The organism is Limnoglobus roseus (assembly GCF_008254045.1).
GTDB classification, from domain to species: domain Bacteria; phylum Planctomycetota; class Planctomycetia; order Gemmatales; family Gemmataceae; genus Limnoglobus; species Limnoglobus roseus.
In genome coordinates this window covers 8359238-8376572 of the sequence record NZ_CP042425.1, presented here as the reverse complement: position 1 = coordinate 8376572, position 17335 = coordinate 8359238, and the positions used below count along the sequence as shown (strand labels likewise).

Below are 17335 nucleotides of genomic sequence, written 5' to 3'. Positions count from 1 at the left end.
TAGCCCCCTGATTCTCGCCTGCTTCCCAGAAGCAGGGGCTAACGTCCCCCGCTCGCTTTCTTCAGGCTCGCGTCGAAGAAAGCGTTGATTTTCTCGCTGTTCTCCTTGCTGGAGATTCCCGGGCCGTGGCCGGCCCCTTTCACGACGATCAGTTCACTCTTCACTCCGCCCTTGGTCAATGCGGCCTGCAAGTCTTCGCTCTGCTTCACCGGCACGAGGGTGTCCGCGTCGCCGTGGATGATGAGGAACGGTGGGTCGTCCTTCGAAACGTAGGTCTGCGGCGTGCCGGCCTTCGCCAAATCCTTCTTCGTGCCGGTGTCGCCGCCGAGCAACCGCGTGACGGGATTGTCCTTCGCGACGGCCGGCGAGAGCTTTCCCAGGTCGGTCGGGCCGAACAGGTCGAGGACCGCCTGCACCCGGCTGGCGTCCGGCTTAGCTTCCTTGTCGCCTTCGAGTTCTTTCATGCCGCCGGACGTGCCGAGCAGGGCTGAGAGGTGGCCGCCGGCCGAGAGGCCGCCGACGCCGAAGTGGTCCGCGTCGAAGTGGTACTTCTTCGCGTTCGTCCGCAGGAACCGCACGGCCGCCTTCGCGTCCTCAATCTGGGCCGGGAAGATGGCGTGCTTGGCGAAACGGTAGTTGATCGTCGCGACGGCGTAGCCGCGGGCGACCTGCCCGGCGAACGGGCCGAAGCCGCCCTTGTCGCCCGCCTCCCAACCGCCGCCGTGAATCCAGATCAAGAGCGGGAACGGGCCGTCGCCCTTCGGCACGGCCACGTCGAGTTTGTTCCGCTCGTGCGGGCCGTAGGCCACGTCCTTCTCCACCGTGGTCCCTTCGGGGAAGTTCGACTTCGGCGTCTGAGCGAGGCCGGGCGTGGCGACCAGCGCGAGGGCGAGAAATGGTGAAGCGAAACGCATCCGGGTTCTCGATTGGGGTGAAGGCGGGTGGTGATGTTCTACCGTACCATCTCGGCGGGCGGGGTGCGAACTTTTTGGCGAGCGGGGTACGCGAGTCCCCGGATTCTTTTCCGCACCGTCCCGAATCAGGGCACTCGCGTCCTCCTCGCCGTTGTCGGGTTCGGGTTGATCGCGTAACCTGACCTTCGCCCAGACCGGAGATATCTATTGTGCGGGTCGCGTTATTCTTGCCTCACCTGGCCGTCACCGGCGGCCTCGGCGTTCACTGCCGTAGCCTCCTCGACGCCGTCCTGCGAACGGCGACGCCGGCGGACCACCTGACCGTCATTGCCCCGGCCGACCCGAAAAAACTCTTCCCCTATTCCGGCCTCGACGACACCTGGCAACCGCTCGCCGCGGATGCCCGAGTGCAGTTCGTGCCGCTCGACTGGCCGGCCGACTTCTCGCTGGCCCAACCGCTCGACCGGGTGCTGTTGGAGCCGATGAAGGCCGCGACGCCGGACGTGGTGTACGCCTCGTACTACACCGGCCTCGCCGACCCGCCGTGCCCGCAGGCGGTCACGTTCCACGACGCCGGGTTCCTCGACTTTCCCGACGTGTTCGGCAACACCGCGAAGCAACGCCGCGAAACGCTCGCGCTCATCGGCCCGAAGATCGACTCGCTGATGTGCATTTCCGACGACGCCCGCAGTCGCATCTGTCGGCTGCTGCCCTTCGACGAAGCGCGGACCGACGTGGTCTGGCACGGCCTCGCTGACTCGCCGGCAGAAATCACGGCCGCCCGCGGGCACGACCACCTGCCCGACGCGCTGTGGCCGGACGGGGACAAGCTAACCGACTGGGGGCCGTATCTGTTCTCGCCGGTCGGGGCGGCGACCGGCTTCAACCGCGTGCGGAAGAACCTGCCCACGGCCGTGGCCGCGTTCCGGCAGTTGATCGCGTCGGACGCCCCGCCGGTGCGGTTGGTGATCGCCAGCACCGGCATACTGCACGACAAGATGCTGGGCGAACTGCTGCCGGCCGCAGAGTTGGCGGGTGGGCAGGTCGTGAACGACGCCTGGCGGAGTGCCGACGACCGCATCCGCATCCTGCCGAATCTAGACCGCGGCCCGTTCCTGCGGGCGATGGCCCACTCGCGGGCGGTGGTCTACCCGTCCCGCTACGAAGGCTTCGGCCTGCCGACGATCGAGGCGATGGCCCTCGGCGTGCCGATCATCGCCAGCCGGGCGACGAGCATCCCCGAAGTGGCCGGCGACGCGGGCTACCTCGTGAACCCCGACAGTGCCGACGAGTTCGCCGCCGCGATGCACGCGATGCTGACGCAACCCGACCGCCGCGAGGAGTTGATTCGCAAGGGCGAAGCCCGCGTCGCCCTCTTCACGCTCGACCGCATGGGCGAGGCGATGTGGAAAGTCTGGCGACGGCTGGCGAAGTAAAAGGCGAGTGGCCTGGCGTGAGCGGGCCGTGTCTCGAAGCATCCAGACACGGCCCGCTCACGCCGGGCCGCTCGCCTTCAATCACTCCACCGTGTACGTGAACTGAGACTCGGCATCCACGTCGATCTTCGCGGTTCGCACCGGCTTGCCGTCGGCCATGCGGACGAGGACTTCTTGCGAGAGCTTCGGCAGAAGCGTCCCTGTGAGGATGTGGTCCACGTTGCGGGCACCGCTCTCGACCTCCGTACACCGTTCGGCCACCGTTTCCACGACGGCCGGCGTGTACTCGAACGTCGCCTTGTGGTTCTCTTTCAGCCGGCTGCCGATGTCCTTGAGTTTCAAGTGGATGATCTGCTTCAGCACGTCTTCCCGCAGTGGGAAGTACGGCACCACCTTCATCCGGCCGAGCAGGGCGGGCTTGAACGCCTTCAACAAGTCGGGCCGGAGGATCTCTTCTAACTCCTCCTGCGGCGGCAATTTCTTGCCGGAACAGGCCTTCATGATCGTGTCCGTGCCGACGTTGGCGGTGAGGAGGATGATCGTGTTCTTGAAGTTCACGTCGTCGCCGTCGTCGTTCTGGAGCACGCCCTTGTCGAAGACTTGGTAGAAGATTTCCTGCACGCTCTCGTGGGCCTTCTCGACTTCGTCGAGCAGTACCACGCTGTACGGGCGGTTCTTGACGGCGTTGGTCAGCACACCGCCCTCACCGTAGCCGACGTAGCCCTTCGACGTGCCGACGAGGCGGGACACCTTGTGCGCCTCCTTGTACTCGCTCATGTTCACGATGACCATGTTCCGGTCGCCGCCGTAGAGCAGGTCGGCGAGGGCCAACGCGGTTTCCGTCTTGCCGACGCCGGACGGGCCGACGAGCAGGAAGACGCCGAGCGGTCGCCGCGGGTCGCCGAGGTCGGCGCGGGCGGTGCGGATGCGCTGGGCGATCGCTTCGAGCGCGTGGTTCTGGCCGACGACCCGTTCGCCGAGTTTGTCGCCGAGCGACAGCACCGTCTTCATCTCGTCGCGGACCATCTTGCCGAGCGGGATGCCGGTGAGGCCGGAGAGCACCTCGGCGACGGCCTGCGAATCGACCACCGGGTAAACGAGCGGCTTCTCGCCCTGGATCGTCTGGAGTTCACTCGTGAGTGTGAGCAACGCCTCGCGGTCCTTTTCGAATGCGTCGGCCGGTGCGTCGGGGGCCAGGTCCTTCTCCAGCTTCGCCCGCAGGTCGCGAATCTTCGTGACGACTTCCGATTCCTTCTTCAACTGCTCGTCGAGTTTCACCTTTAATTCTTCGCTGATCTGCTTCCGCTGCTTCAACTCGCTGAGCCGTTCCGGGTTGCCCGCGGAGACTTTGCCCTCGCGCTCGAGGAAGTTGATTTCCACTTGCAGGTGCTCGATCTCGCGGTTCACGTCCTCGACGGCCGGCGGCGTGGCACTCTGGCTGAGGTTCACGCGGGCGCACACGGTGTCGAGTAGGCTGATCGACTTGTCCGGCAGTTGGCGGTCCGGCATGTAGCGGACGGACAGCTTCACCGCCCCGCTAATGGCCTCGTCGAGAATGCGGACGCCGTGGTGCTTCTCCAGCATCTTCGTCAGGCCGCGGAGCATCCGAATGGCCTTCGCCTCGTCGGGTTCGTCCACCTTCACCTGCTGGAAGCGGCGCTTCAGGGCGGCGTCCGTTTCGAAGTACTTCTTGTACTCCGCGTAGGTCGTGGCCGCGACGGTCCGCAATTCGCCGCGGGCCAGCGCCGGCTTCAACAGGTTCGCGGCGTCGCCCTGGCCGGCTTGCCCGCCGGCCCCGATGAGCGTGTGGGCTTCGTCGATGAACAGGATGATCGGCTGCGGCGAACTCTTCACTTCCTCGATCACGTTCTTCAGCCGGTTCTCGAACTCGCCCTTCACCCCGGCCCCGGCTTGCAGCAGGCCGAGATCGAGGGTGCGCAAAATCACCGGCTTCAACGGTGGCGGCACGTCGCCGGCCGCGATGCGGAGGGCCAAGCCTTCGACGACGGCCGTCTTGCCGACGCCGGCCTCGCCGGTGAGGATCGGGTTGTTCTGCCGCCGACGGGTGAGGATGTCGATGACCTGGCGGATTTCCGGGTCGCGGCCGACGACGGGGTCGATCTTCCCCTGTTTCGCCCGCTCGGTGAGGTTCACGGTGAACTGGTCGAGGGCCCCCTGGCTCTTGCCGCCGGCCGGCGAGCCGTCGCCCGCCGCGTCGCCGCCCCCGCCGGACGGCGGGGCCGATTCCAGTTCGTCGCTCGGGATCTTGGCGAGCAGCGTCTTCAAGTCCTTCATCAGTTGCTCGCCGTTGATGCGGACGAGCGAGAGCGAACTGCGGCTGATCCACTGCTTGAGCTTGTCGTCGCTGAGCAGGGCCGCGAGCAGGTGGCCGCTGCGGACCGCCCCGGACCCGCACTCGACGGACGCGACGACCCAGGCTTCGCGGATGAGGTTGAGGATGTCCGTCGAGAGCGACGGCGAACGACTGTTGCCGGTCTTGAAGCGGTTGAGGGCGTTGTCGAGTTCCTTGCGGATGGCCGGGAAGTCGGCGTTGTACTGTTTGAGGAGCAGAGGGATGTCGGTGTTCGGTTGTTCGAGGAGCTTCACCAGCCAGTGTTCGATTTCGACTTCGAAGTGCGTCCGCGACAGCGTCAGGCCGGCCGCCGATTCGATCGCCTTCCGGCAGACGAGGTTGAGCTTGTCGAACAGTAGGCGGGGATTCGAGACGGCCATCGCGGTGATCCTGAGTGGGTAAGGAGATCGGTGCGCGTAACGGCGGTAGTGTAGTCGCAGGACCGGCCCGGCGGAACTGAAAAATGCGGGGCCGTGAAGACCCGACGTGCCACTACGTTTTCGACGACTTCCGCAACTCTCCCACGAAGGCGTCGAACAGGGGGCTGCGGAATCGCAGTTTGCTCCACACGACGCCGAGCGTCCGCATCGGCTTCTCACCGAAGATCGGCTTGTACACCCGGCCGCCGCTGCGGTCTTTCTTCGCCGCCATCGCGGGCACCAGCGACACACCCTGGCCGAGACGCACCAGTTCCAGCACCGTGCCGAGTTGGTGGAGTTGAGCCGTGACAAGCGGGGCCAGCGCGTGCCGGGCACAGAAGCCGAGGGCTTGCCCGGACAGGCAGTGGGCCTCGTGCAGCAGAACGAACGGCTCGTCGGTGAGGTCCGTCAACCGCACTTGCCGCTTCTTCGCCAGGGCGTGCTTCGCCGGCACGGCCAGCAACAACTCCTCCGTAAATAGCGTCTCCGCCGCGAGGTGGTCGCCGCGCACCGGCAGGGCCAGCACCGCCAGGTCGAGTTCGCCGTTGGTGAGGTGGGCGAGGCACTCGTCGGTCGTGTACTCGCGAACCTCCACGTGGGCCGCAGGATGGGCGGTTGCGAACCGCACCAGCACTTCCGGCAACAGGTACGGCGCGATCGTCGGGATGGCGGCCACCGTGAGCCGTTCCGCGTGGCCGGCACTCCGCACGCTCACCTTCGCGTTGTCGAGCAGGGCCAAGGCGTGTTCGACCTTCTCCAACAGTGCCCGCCCCGCGTCGGTGAGCGTTGCCCCGCGGCCGCGGCGGTCGAAGAGCGACTGATCGAGTTCCCGTTCCAACTTCGCGACCTGTTGGCTGAGCGTCGGCTGCGACACGTGGCATGCCGCGGCCGCCCGCGTGAAGTTCCCCAGACGGGCAAGGGCGGCGAAGTACCGCAATTGGTTCATTTCCACGGCATGCAGTCCCCGACGGGCATGATAGTTGCCGACGATGACAGGTGTCGGAACAAGTGATGGCAGCTATCGTGCCGACTTGACTACTATAGTGGCGTTGATAGTCCCCCGACGAAATCCTCTCGGAGAATCAGGATGCTCAAGAAACTCTTCACGGCCGCCGTCATCGGCTTGGCAGCTTCCCACGCCCCGGCCCAACAGCCGGCCGCACCGACTTCCCCGACCCCGCCGAAGCCGCTCACCGAAGACGGCGGGCAGCCGGTCGGCAACAACCAGAATAGTCGAACGGCCGGGCCGAACGGGCCGGTACTGCTCGACAACTTCCACCTCATTCAGAAACTCGCCCGGTTCGACCGCGAGCGCATCCCGGAGCGCGTCGTTCACGCCCGCGGCGTCGGGGCGCACGGCGAGTTCGTCAGCTACGGCGACTACTCGAAGTACACGAAGGCGAAGGTCTTCAGCGCGAAGGACAAGAAGACGCCGACGTTCCTGCGGTTCAGCACCGTCATCCACCCGAACGGCTCGCCGGACCAACTCCGCGACCCCCGCGGGTTCGCCGTGAAGTTCTACACCGAGGAAGGGAACTGGGACCTGGTGGGGAACAACCTGCCGGTGTTCTTCATCCGCGACGCGATGAAGTTCCCGGACATGGTCCACAGCCTGAAGCCGAACCCGGTGAACAACCAACAAGAGCCGGCCCGGTTCTTCGACTTCTTCAGCCACATCCCCGAATCGACGCACATGCTCACGTTCGTGTACAGCGACATGGGCACGCCTGCCAGCCTCCGGCAGATGGACGGCTTCGGCGTGCACGCCTTCAAGTGGGTTAACGAGAAGGGCGATGTGACCTACGTAAAGTTCAACTGGCGGAGCCTCCAGGGGCACAAGAACTACACCGCCGCCGAGGCCGCCGCCGCGAGCGCGAAGAACCACAGCGGCTTGACCGAAGACCTGTACGAAAACATCCAGGCTGGCAACTTCCCGAGTTGGGAACTCGGCCTCCAGATGATGAAGCCGGAAGACCTGGACAAGTTCGACTTCAACCCGCTCGACGACACAAAAGTCTGGCCGGGCATCGAGGAAATCAAGGTCGGCAAGCTGACGCTGAACAAGGTGCCCGATAACTTCTTCCAATTCAGCGAGCAGGCCGCGTTCTCGCCGGGCATGGTCGTGCCGGGCATCGAGCCGAGCGAGGACAAGATGCTGCAAGGCCGACTGTTCAGCTACGCCGACACCCAGCGGTACCGCATCGGGGCGAACTACCTCGACCTGCCGGTGAACCGACCGAAGGCGGCCGTGAGCAACAACAGCCAGGACGGGGCACTGAATCACGGCGGTCGGAGCGGAGACTTGAACTACGAGCCGAGCGTGCGGACCGGCGGCCGTCGGGACACCACCGAGAAGGAGTACAGCAAGGCCAGCCTCGCCGACCAGGTTGTGCAGCAACCGATCCACAAGACGCTGAACTTCAAGCAGGCCGGCGACCTGTACCTGTCGTTCAAGGAGGAAGAAAAGGCGAACCTGATCTCGAATCTAGCGGGCGACATGAACAAGGTCAAAAACGAGGACGTGAAGAAGCAGATGGTGGCCCACTTCTACCTCGCGAACGCCGACTACGGCACGCGACTGGCGAAGGCGGTCAGCGTCAGCCTCCGCGACGTGAAAGCGCTGGCCGAGAAAACGAAGTAATGTTGGTGAAGGGGTGAGAAGACACGGCCTTTTCACCCCTTCACCGGGCCACCCGTTCACCGTGTCACATTCTCCCGGAGTTTCCCGTGTTCCCCACGCTCGTCGTTCTCGCCGCCCTCTCGACTTCCCCCCAGCCGAAGGCCGTCGTGATCACGCCGGATGTCGCGGCCAAGCTGCAAGAGATCGCCTTCCAGGCCGCGCGGGAAGGCGACTTAGACACGCTCCGCGAATACTTCGCGGCCGGCCGCCCGGTGAACGAGACCAACAAGCGCGGCGACACGCTCCTGATCGTGGCCGCGTACAACGGGCAGCCGAAGGCGGTGGCGCTCATCTTGAAGCAGACGAAGGTCGAGATCGACGCCCGCAACAAGATGGGGCTGACGGCCCTGTCCGCGGCCGCCTTCAAGGGCGAGGTGAACATCGCGAAGGCACTGGTCGAAGCGAAGGCCGACGTGAACGCTGCCAGCGAGAGCGGCCAGACGGCACTGATGTTCGCCGCGCTCGCCGGCCGCGAGAAGATGGTCGAATACCTTCTGACGGCCGGGGCCGACCCCAAGGCGATGGACAAGGCCGGGAACACACCGTTGACCCTCGCGAAGGGGCAGGGGGCAGAGGGCGTTCAGAAACTGCTACAAGACGCGAGTCAGGCTCCGACGAAGAGTGGAAAATGACGACTGTGGCGGGAAAAATGTGCGGGAAATCCGGCCGGGCCAGCGTTGTCGGCGGCGTCGGAAGCGTCTTACAATGAGTACAGTTCCCCAGCGTTCGCCCATCTTTGAGATCGTCGCTCATGCCATCCGAGTCGGTCGCCACGTTCCTGACTTTCGCGCGTGACAATCGGCTACTGCCGACCGAACAGGTTCAGGAATTGGTCCGGCAGTCGGAAGTACCGCAGGCCGGGTTGCCGGCCCTGTGCGACGCCCTGGTCTCCCGCGGGCTGCTCACGCCGTTCCAGGCGACGTGCATCCGGGAAGGCCGCGGTCAGGACCTATCGTTCGCCGGTTACCCTGTCCTCGACGACCTCGGCCCTTGCCCCGGCGGGTTCGCTCAGAAGGCCCGCCACCCGAGTTTGCGGACGCCGCTGATCATTCGCCGGCTGTCCGTCGATTGGCTGGCCCCGGCCGACAACCTTTCCGCATACATTCAGCGGGCACAACAGGTCAGCACGCTCACCCACCAGAACCTAGCGATGCTCCTCGACGCGGGGGCTTACGAGGATCAACTCTTCGCGGTGCTGGAACCCTACGAGGGGGCGCACCTCGATTCGCTCGTCCGCGACATCGGCCCGATGCCCGCGTTCCTGGCCTGTGCGTTCGGCCGGCAGGCGGCGATGGGCTTGGACGCCGCCCACCGCACCGGCTACGCCCACGGCGACGTGCGGCCGGCGAACCTGTACGTCAGTCCGCTGACGCAGTCGAGTCGCGTGAAGGCCGACGGCTCGCCGCTGTTCCGCCCCGCCCCGACCTCGGGGGTGAAGGTGGCCGAGTTCGGCCTCGTGCCGCGCCGCCCGCCGATGGGCGAGTGGATTGTAGCCCACCTGGAATCCCCGGGCGCACTCGCCTATCTACCGCCGGAGCGGGTCGCGTCGGCCGAGGCCACGCCCGCCGGCGACGTGTACGGTCTCGGGCTTTCGCTGTGCTACCTGTTGACGGCGGCGCAGCCGTTTCAGGCCGCGACGGCCGCCGACATGCTGGCGAAGATCGCCGGCGGTGCCCCGCTTCCGCTCGCGGCACTGAGGCCGGACCTTCCTCCCGAACTGATCGCCTTGGTCGGCCGGATGATCGCGAAGTCGCCGGCCGAGCGCCCGCCGATGAACGCCGTCATCGACCGCCTGGGAGTATTTATCTCGCCGATTTCTCTGCCCGTTGCGCCGACGGCTCCCCCACCGACGGCCGAATCGAGCATCCTTGACAACGCACCGCCGCAGCTACGCCCGAACGCTTCGCCGGCCCCCTCCGTCTTGCTGCCGGTCGAACCGCCGGCCGAATGGACTGTGACCCCTTATCAAGGCTCGACCGGCGACGGGGAAATGATGTTCGCTCCGGCCGCGGCGCTCGCGGGCGGGTCGGGCGCGGGGATGTCGGACTTTGCCGCATCAGGGGCGGTCCCGGCTCGTCGGCGGCGGATGATGAGTGCGGCCGAGGCGACGAAGGAAAAGAAGAAGTGGCTGATGATCGCCCTCGGCCTCTGGGTCGTGTCGATTCCACTCTGGATCATTCTCCTCTACACCTGGGGTGTCCTCGGTGGCGGGAGCCGCAACGACGCCGGGAATACGAAGCCGACGGCCACCCCCAACCGCGGCAAGATCACCCACTGACCCGTAACGCCCGCTCAACACGCTCCGTGATCCGCTCGGCCTGTTCCGTGCAATCGTTCATGGCGATGCCGTGGTAGGCGTTGCCGCCGAGGATCAGCCCGCCGTGTCGTGCGGCTCCCGCCTCAATGCGGGCCACACGGTCGAGGTGGCCAACGGCGTACTGCGGAATCGCCTTCGGCCAGCGGACGATCCGGTGGAAGACCATTTCGCCGCGCACCTTCATCGTCACTCGCAGTTCGTCTTGCACCTTGCGCAGTAGTGTCGCGTCGTCCCACCCCATCACGTCCGGCCGGTTCACGCCGCCGCAGAGGGCACGCCACGTCACGCAGCCCGGCGGCGCGCGATCGGGAAAGATCGACGAACACCACTGCACGCCGAGCGCGTCGCGGCGCGTCCGCTGCGGGGCGATGTAGCCGAAGCCGTCGAGATCGTGCGGAACCTGATCCCGTCGGTAGCCGACGACGACGACGGCGATCGGCGTGTAGCCGATGCCCGCGATTTCGGCCGCGAGTGGCGCGTCCAGGTCGGCGAGCAGTTCGGCCTGCTTGTGGGCGGGGCAGGTGACGACGACGGCGTCCGCGGGCCAGCGGTCTTGTCCCTCGCTGTGGACGGTCCAATCGGCCGCTGATTTCTCGATCCTTTTGATGGCGACTCCCGTCGTCACCGGCACGGCCGCGGCCAGCGATTCGATCAGCGTTCGCAAGCCTTCGCGGAAGGACCACATCCTCGCCGGTCCCGGTCGCGGCAACCCGGCCGCTTCCGCCGCCCGCCGCTTCTCCTTCGCGACCCGCAGGAAGCCGCGGATGACGCTGCCGTACTCGCGCTCGAACTTCGGCAGTCGCGGGAAGGCGGCGGCCACGCTGAGCTTGTCCGGGTCGCCACCGTGGATGCCAGTGACGAGCGCGTCGAGGAAAGTCTCGGCCGCTTCTCGGCCGAACCGCCGCCGGCCGAACGCCGCAATCGTCTCGTCGGCCGGCAGGCGGTGGGGTCTGGCCCGCAGCGGTTCGGTGAACAACTTCAACTTGCCGCCGAAGGACAGCAGTGGTGTGCGGAGGATACCGAGGGGCGAGCCGGGGAGTTTGTGGAGGCGGTCGTTCACGTACAGGAAGCGGTTCTTCCGCGAGCCTTCGCTGGCCGGGAGGAGTTGATCGCGGAGGCCGAGCGACTGGCACAGGTCCATCGTCGCCGGTTTCGAGTCGAGGAAGCCGTTCGGCCCGAGTTCGACCGTGAACCCGCGGTCGTGTTCGGTCCAGACGTTGCCGCCCGGCCGGTTCGCCGATTCGAGGACGGTGAGTTCGACCTGGGGAAGTTTCTGGCGGATGCGGTAGGCCGCCGCCAATCCGCTCAGCCCACCCCCGATGACGACGACACGCGACATGGGGGAATGATAGGAAGCGAGGGGAATTCAGGTCGACAGAACCCCAGGCGATTACGTCCCCTTGCCCTGGATGCAGAACAGGTGCGATGAGCCGCGGATGTACAACTTCCCGTCGGCGACGGCCGGCGACGCGAAGACCGGCTCACCGACGCTCCCCTCGCCGAGCTTCTCGAACTCCTTCGGGTCCGCCTTTACCACCACCGACTTGCCGGCCTCGTCGATGATGACGAGGTTGTCACCGACCAGCACCGGCGACGCGGAGACGGACTTGTTCAACACCCGCTCCGACCACTGCACCTTGCCGCTCTTGGTTTCCAGACACTCGACCACGCCTTGATCGGTCACCCAGTAGAGGTAATCGCCCTTCACGACGGGGCAGGGGACGTAGGGCATCAGGTTGGCCGATCGCTTCTCCCAGTTCAGGCTCGTTTTCGTGCCGGTGATCGTGACGGCCGCCCCGTACCGGCTGCCGCTGCCGTCGCCGGTCAGACAGACGAGCGTGTCCTTCGCCAGCACCGGCGACGCCACCGACCGCAGGGCCATCTCGCCGGCCTGCCACGGGATCGTCCACGACCAGTTCACGCCGCCCGTCTTCGGGTCGTACCCGGCCGCACCGGCCGTGCTGAAGACGACAATCTCGTCCTTGCCGGCCGCGGTCTTGCGAACGATGGGGGTTGAGTAACACGCGCGGAAGGCTTTGCGGGAGACGCCCCACGCCTTGTCGCCGGTCTTGGCGTCGAGTGCGACGATTTCGGCCGAGCCGTCCTGGTCGAAGTTGATGAACACCCGTCCGTCGTGGACGATCGGCGACAGGCCGGCCCCGTGCTGGCTTTCGAACTTGCCGAGCTTCCGCTCCCACTTCTGCTCGCCCGCGAAGTCGAAAGCGTGGACGGTGATCTCCCGGCCGTCCCACACGGCCGCGTAGACGAACGTGCCGTCGCTCGTCGGAGTGCAGGACGCCAGCGACGACTTCGCGTGAATCTTCGCCGGCTGCCCGCCGAACGTCTTCTCCCACGTCGGCTTGCCGGTCTGGGCGTCGAGGCAGACGAGCGACCGCTTCGAACCGTCACGGGTCGCGGCTTCCAGGAAAATCTTCCCCTTCACGACGATCGGCGACGAGTTGCCGGGCCCGGGTAGTTCCTGGCTCCAGACGATGTTTTCCTTCGGCGACCACTTCACCGGGATGGCGTCGGCCGCGATGCCGTCGCCGTTCGGCCCGCGGAACCGGGTCCAGTCGGCGGCCGGGAGGGCGGCACCGGCGGCAAGGATGGCGGCGAGCGACAAGAGGTGGAACCGGCGCATGGGCGTTCTCGGCTGACGGGTGGGGTGGGCCATTGGCGATTATCGCAGAACTTTTCCCGCCGGCAACCGTGTTCCGAAATTGCCAACGACCGCCCGGAGTGCGACAATCTCTGAAACCTCGTCTGGAGATGACCCCATGTTGCGTCTGGTTCGATTCCCGATTTTGCTGCTGGCCGTCGGGCTGGCGACGGCCGCCCTCGGCCCCTGGGCCCGCGCTCAGGACAAGCCGAAGGCCGACGATAAGGCGAAAGCGGACGACAAGAAGGCGGTCGACAAGAAGGCGGACGACAAGAAGCCGGCCGCGAAGGCCGTGCTGAAGGTCACGGTGCCGAACGACGCGGCCGAGTTGAAGATCGAAAACCAGACGATGAAGACCACCGGCAAGACGCGCGAGTTCGACGTGGTCGGCCTCGACCCGAAGAAGACCTACGAGTACGAACTCGTAGTGAAGTTCGAGCCGAACAACTACACCACCATCACCCGCAAGAAGACGGTCAGCTTCAAGGGCAGCGACGCCACGATTACCGCCGACTTGACGAAGGACGACCCGAGCGACAAGGCGGTCATTCGCTTCGTACCGACGCCCGACGACATCGTGGCCAAGATGCTCGACCTCGGCAAAGTCGGCAAGGACGACGTGGTGTATGACCTCGGCTGCGGCGACGGGCGGATCGTGATCGCCGCCGTCCGCGACAAGCACGCCCTCGCCGGCGTCGGCATCGACCTCGACCCCGAGCGGGTGAAGGAGTCGAAGGAAGCCGTCAAGAAGGCGAAGCTCGAAGATAAGGTGGATATCCGCCAGGGCGACGTGCTGGAGATCAAGGACATTTCCGAGGCGTCGGTCGTGATGATTTACATGAGCGACGAACTCGGCAAGCTCCTCGAACCGCGGCTGAAGAAGTTGCTCCAACCCGGCACGCGGATCGTCTCGCACCGCTTCACGCTCGGCGACTGGAAGCCGGAGAAGACGATCACCGTCCAGGGCGACGACGGCGACGAGTACACCCTGCACCTGTGGACCGTGCCGAAGAAGTAGGTTGGCCGAGTGCCGCCAAGTGATCGGCCCTTTCCCGCTCCCAGGAGCAACCCATGACCTGGATCAAGACCATCCCCTATGACCAGGGGGACGAGGAACTCAAGCGAACGTACGAGGCCGTGCGGGCCCTCTACCCGGAGGAGTACGGCGGCCCGCCGGTCCCGTCACTGCTGAGGTCGGACGGCACGGCTGACAGTATCGTCGCCGCTCACAGCCTCATTCCCGAGGCGATGCGGCACATGATGTCCGGCTTGGCCGTGTTGCTCCGGCCGGGGCTGGGCCTGACCCGACGGCAGCAGGAAATGATTGCCTCGGTCGTCTCCGTCCGGAACGGGTGCTTTTACTGAACGGAGAGCCACCTCGAGTTTCTCCGCCAGAACAGTCTGGACGAGACGCTCGCCGCCGAGTTACGGCGGGACTACACGCAAGCGGATTTGTCTCCAGCGGACCGGGCCGTGCTCGACTTCGCGGCCCGTTTGACCACTGCCGCATACAAGCTCACACCCGACGACATTGCCGGACTGCGGTCCGTTGGCTTCGACGACGTGGGCATACTCCAGATCACGCTCATCGCGTCGTGGTTCAACTACATCAACCGGGTGGCGGACGCGCTCGGCGTTGGGCGGCCAGACCCCTGACGGTAACGGCCGATCTGCTATCCTGACTCCATGTCGCTTCGCCTCACGAATCTGTCGCTCCCGGTCGAGGAACCGGAAGCAAACTTGCCCACCCAACTCGCCCGCGCCGTCGGCGTGCCGCCGGCCGACATCGATCGGTGGCGCATTCTGAGGAAGGCACTCGACGTTCGCGACAAGCGGCAACTCCGGTTCGTCTACAACTTCGAAGTCACCCTCCAACCCGGCGTCAGCGCGAAGGCCTCCCACATCGGCGGGTCGCGGGTCGAGCCGTTCGACGAACCGCCGTTCGCCATGCCGCCGCCAGGGGCGCACGCGCTGCCGCACCGCCCCGTCGTCATCGGCAGTGGGCCGGGCGGGTTAGTCTGCGGCTACTTCCTCGCGCAACAGGGCTACCGGCCGATCGTCCTCGAACGCGGCACCATCGTCAGCGAACGCATCCGCGACGTGAAGCGGTTCGACGCGGGCGGCGAGTTCGACCGCGATAGTAACTACCTCTTCGGCGAGGGCGGGGCCGGTACTTTCTCCGACGGCAAACTCACTTGCCGCGGCAGCGGGGCTGACTTCCACCGGGTGCTGGAACTGCTCGCCGAGTGCAAGGGGCAGCAGGAGGGCCGCGAGAACATCCTGTACTACCACCGGCCGCACCTCGGCAGCAACCGCCTCCCGGCCGTCGTGAAGGCGATGCGGCGGAAGATCGAAGAGTTCGGCGGCGAAGTCCGCTTCCGCACGACGGTCGAAGACCTGCACTTCGACGCCAACGGCGTGACGGGCGTGGCCACGTCGGGCGGCTTCATTCCCGCGTCGGTCGTGATCCTCGCCATCGGCCACTCGGCCCGCGACAGCTACGAGATGCTCGCCCGCCGCGGCGTGCCGATGACCCGCAAGCCGTTCCAGTTCGGCGTGCGGATCGAACACCGGCAGGACGTGGTCAACGAGGTGCAATACGGTTGGAAGCACCAACAGTACGAAGACACGCTCGGCAACGCCGACTACTCCCTCGTGGCCCACGGCCAGAACGACCTGTTCACGTTCTGCATGTGCGCCGGCGGGTACATCATTCCCAGCGTGTCCGACGAGGGGTACTTCTGCACGAATGGCATGAGCCTGTCGAAGCGGGATTCGCCGTTCGCCAACAGCGGCCTCGTCGTCACTGTGCCGCTCGAAGCGTTCGAGGGCGACGACGTGCTCGCCGGCGTGCGGCTTCAGCAGAAGTACGAGCGGATGGCGTTCGAGTTGGGCCGCGGGCGGTACGCCGCGCCGGCGCAGCGGGCGAGTGACTTCCTCGCCGGCCGGGCCACGCCGAGTTTGCCGAAGACGAGCTACCCGCGCGACGTGGTGGCGACGGACCTGAACGAATTGCTGCCGCCGGTCGTGGCGGCCGCGGTCCGGCACGGCCTGCCCCAGATGGACCGCCGCTGGCAGGGCCGGTTCCTCGCCGACGCGATGCTGTTCGGCCCGGAGGCCCGCGGCAGTTCGCCCGTCCGCATCGACCGCGACAACGTCACCCGCGAATCCCCCGGCATCCCCGGCCTCTTCCCAGTGGGCGAAGGGGCGGGGTACGCGGGCGGCATCGTCTCGGCCGCCGTCGACGGTTTGCGAACGGCGAAAGCGGTCGTGGCGAAGTACGCGGCCGTCACGACTTCGTAACTTCAAAATTTCCTGATGACAATTTCACGCCCGTGGATCATACTCGGGAGCGAGTGGGTGTTTTTCTCATCGGCCCGTCGTGGTTCATTTCACTCCACCACGCCGTCAACTGGCCGGGCACCACTCGGAGGTCGTTATGGCGCGTTTCGTGCGGCGTGGCGCGTTCACGCTGATTGAATTGCTCGTCGTCATTGCCATCATTGCGATTCTCATCGGCCTTTTGTTGCCGGCGGTGCAAAAGGTCCGCGAGGCAGCCGCCCGGATGAGTTGCACGAACAACTTGAAGCAACTCGGCATCGCCTTGCACAGCTACGAGGGGATCAACGGCAAACTGCCCGCGTGGGGCTATGACTTCCCCTCGAACCCTCGTGCGGCCAACCCCTACGGCAACCAGAAACAAGGCTTCACGGCGATCGTGATGATCTGTCCGTACCTGGAACAGGGCAACTTGCTCACGCTGATTAACACACAGTACTCGATCCTCGACCCCCTCAACCTGCCGCCGCCGGCCCCGGGTAGCACGAACCCGGCCGGGGCGACGCCGATCAAAATCTTCGTGTGCCCCTCGACGCCGAGCGGGACGGAACTGGCGAACTACGACTCAATCATGACCGGCTATTTCGGCAACACCGGCCACCGCTATTCGCGGACCGACTACTGGCCGTTCAAGGGGTTCGACGACACGCTGGTGACGAACACCGCCCGTTGCGGCAACCCGCTCAATGGCCCCACTACGAACACGAAGTACGCCGGGGCGCTCAGCCCGACGAACGGCACGCCGGGGCCGAAGGACGGCAACTCGCTCGTGTCCATCAGCGACGGTACGAGCAACACGCTGTTCTTCACCGAGATCGCCGGCCGCGGGCTGAACATTTACATCAAGGGGAAGGCGATCGCGGCCACGCCGACGAACGCGACCGAATACGCCGCGATCAACCCGATCCCGGTAACGCCGACGAGCGGCCAGGGCGACCCGTCGATGTTCGCCCGCGGGTCGTGGGCCGACCAGGGCGGCGTCGAGTACATGCGGGGGTACGCCCTGAACGCCACCAACAACTCGGCCGACGCTTCGAGCGGGTGCAGCCTCATCAACGTCGTGAACCACGAAGCCCCGTACTCCTTCCACACCGGCGGCGTGAACACCCTCCGGTGCGACGGGTCGGTCGGCTTCGTGCGGGATTCGTTGACGCCGAGCGCGTGGCTGGCTTTCATCACCCGAAACGGGGGCGAAACCACGTCGCTCGATTGAACGGA

The 17335-nt window shown here is 65.9% G+C and carries 14 protein-coding genes; 9 read left to right on the top strand and 5 right to left on the bottom strand.

Annotated features, from left to right (window positions below; translation table 11 throughout):
* Window positions 1–38 precede the first annotated feature (38 nt).
* On the bottom strand, window positions 39–914 hold the full coding sequence (locus PX52LOC_RS35840) for an alpha/beta hydrolase (protein WP_149114588.1): 876 nt from the start codon (window positions 912–914) through the stop codon (window positions 39–41).
* A 209-nt stretch (window positions 915–1123) separates the two neighbouring features.
* On the opposite strand from PX52LOC_RS35840, the gene PX52LOC_RS35835 reads away from it, so the two are divergent.
* Window positions 1124–2350: a glycosyltransferase family 4 protein gene (locus PX52LOC_RS35835; RefSeq protein WP_149114587.1), complete on the top strand. Its 1227-nt coding sequence runs from the start codon at window positions 1124–1126 to the stop codon at window positions 2348–2350.
* 81 nt (window positions 2351–2431) lie between these two features.
* Here the strand turns inward: PX52LOC_RS35835 and tssH are convergent, their stop codons facing one another.
* Together tssH and PX52LOC_RS35825 are read right to left on the bottom strand one after the other, a co-directional pair.
* Window positions 2432–5083, bottom strand: a complete 2652-nt coding sequence (gene tssH, locus PX52LOC_RS35830; protein WP_149114586.1) for a type VI secretion system ATPase TssH — start codon at window positions 5081–5083, stop codon at window positions 2432–2434.
* Window positions 5084–5195: 112 nt separating this feature from the next.
* Entirely contained in the window at window positions 5196–6068 is an 873-nt protein-coding gene (locus PX52LOC_RS35825; protein ID WP_246173821.1) for a LysR family transcriptional regulator, read from the bottom strand.
* A 141-nt stretch (window positions 6069–6209) separates the two neighbouring features.
* Here PX52LOC_RS35825 and PX52LOC_RS35820 point away from each other — a divergent pair, with 141 nt between their 5' ends.
* The 3 genes from PX52LOC_RS35820 (at window position 6210) to PX52LOC_RS35810 (ending at window position 10080) form a co-directional block, all read left to right on the top strand.
* Window positions 6210–7763 (top strand): catalase, encoded by a 1554-nt coding sequence (locus PX52LOC_RS35820; protein WP_149114584.1) that lies wholly within the window; start codon window positions 6210–6212, stop codon window positions 7761–7763.
* An 86-nt stretch (window positions 7764–7849) separates the two neighbouring features.
* On the top strand, window positions 7850–8434 hold the full coding sequence (locus PX52LOC_RS35815) for an ankyrin repeat domain-containing protein (RefSeq protein ID WP_168219417.1): 585 nt from the start codon (window positions 7850–7852) through the stop codon (window positions 8432–8434).
* 119 nt (window positions 8435–8553) lie between these two features.
* Window positions 8554–10080, top strand: a complete 1527-nt coding sequence (locus PX52LOC_RS35810; RefSeq protein ID WP_149114582.1) for a serine/threonine-protein kinase — start codon at window positions 8554–8556, stop codon at window positions 10078–10080.
* On the opposite strand, the gene hemG is transcribed toward PX52LOC_RS35810, so the two are convergent.
* Window positions 10070–11458, bottom strand: a complete 1389-nt coding sequence (gene hemG, locus PX52LOC_RS35805; protein ID WP_149114581.1) for a protoporphyrinogen oxidase — start codon at window positions 11456–11458, stop codon at window positions 10070–10072. The genes PX52LOC_RS35810 and hemG overlap by 11 nt on opposite strands.
* A 51-nt stretch (window positions 11459–11509) precedes the next feature.
* Window positions 11510–12760 (bottom strand): outer membrane protein assembly factor BamB family protein, encoded by a 1251-nt coding sequence (locus PX52LOC_RS35800; protein ID WP_168219416.1) that lies wholly within the window; start codon window positions 12758–12760, stop codon window positions 11510–11512.
* A gap of 136 nt (window positions 12761–12896) precedes the next feature.
* Here PX52LOC_RS35800 and PX52LOC_RS35795 point away from each other — a divergent pair, with 136 nt between their 5' ends.
* The 5 genes from PX52LOC_RS35795 (at window position 12897) to PX52LOC_RS35775 (ending at window position 17330) form a co-directional block, all read left to right on the top strand.
* A complete protein-coding gene (locus PX52LOC_RS35795; protein ID WP_149114579.1) occupies window positions 12897–13796 on the top strand; it encodes a TIGR03000 domain-containing protein in 900 nt (299 codons plus the stop codon).
* Window positions 13797–13849: 53 nt separating this feature from the next.
* Window positions 13850–14143, top strand: a complete 294-nt coding sequence (locus tag PX52LOC_RS35790; protein ID WP_149114578.1) for a carboxymuconolactone decarboxylase family protein — start codon at window positions 13850–13852, stop codon at window positions 14141–14143.
* Window positions 14144–14251: 108 nt separating this feature from the next.
* Entirely contained in the window at window positions 14252–14434 is a 183-nt protein-coding gene (locus PX52LOC_RS35785) for a carboxymuconolactone decarboxylase family protein (protein WP_149114577.1), read from the top strand.
* Window positions 14435–14464: 30 nt separating this feature from the next.
* Window positions 14465–16081, top strand: coding sequence for an NAD(P)/FAD-dependent oxidoreductase (locus tag PX52LOC_RS35780; RefSeq protein WP_149114576.1), 1617 nt, complete (start codon window positions 14465–14467; stop codon window positions 16079–16081).
* A 136-nt stretch (window positions 16082–16217) separates the two neighbouring features.
* Complete coding sequence (locus tag PX52LOC_RS35775) at window positions 16218–17330, top strand: DUF1559 domain-containing protein (RefSeq protein ID WP_149114575.1); 1113 nt, start codon at window positions 16218–16220, stop codon at window positions 17328–17330.
* Window positions 17331–17335: the final 5 nt, after the last annotated feature.